Annotated in this window: 1 protein-coding gene; it reads right to left on the bottom strand. The window is 55.9% G+C overall.

All coding sequences use genetic code 11. The annotated features are described in order from the left end of the window. Positions 1-94: 94 nt before the first annotated feature. Positions 95-444, bottom strand: a 350-nt coding sequence (locus tag JIN85_RS21545; protein ID WP_234047554.1) for a transposase, incomplete at its 5' end; no start/stop codon positions are given.

Raw genomic sequence — 444 nt, 5'->3', positions numbered from 1 at the left:
GGGGGTCGTAACCCTTCAGGCCTAAATTTAGGTTAACAAACATCGGGGACATGATGGCATCCGTGCCTCATGTCCCCAATCTTTGAGGATGAGCCTAGTTTTCGAAGTTTCTAAATCCATACGCACGGCGTTGGATCAGTTTCATTTTCCGGTGAAAGCCTTCGGTGAGCCGAAATTCCAGCACCGCCATGCCCGCGTTGCCCTTGCGGCCCACCGTTCCGCCGAGCTTGCGGGCAACCGCTTCCGCATCCTCCAATTCCTTCTGCGCGGTTTTCACCTTCTGTGCCAGATCGACGAATCCCTTGCTGCCTACCGGAAGATCCAGCAACTCCTTTTCCAGTCGTTGCAACTCGGCAGTGAGCTGGTTGAGCGACTTCGTCCCTTGCTTCGCTTCGGGGAGTTTCAGCTCATCACCGGTTTCATCCGCAGCCGCGCCCACCTGAT

Source organism: Luteolibacter pohnpeiensis (assembly GCF_016595435.1).
Lineage (GTDB): Bacteria > Verrucomicrobiota > Verrucomicrobiia > Verrucomicrobiales > Akkermansiaceae > Luteolibacter > Luteolibacter pohnpeiensis.
Note: the sequence above shows the minus strand (reverse complement) of the source record. Positions and strands in the feature narration are given on the sequence as shown.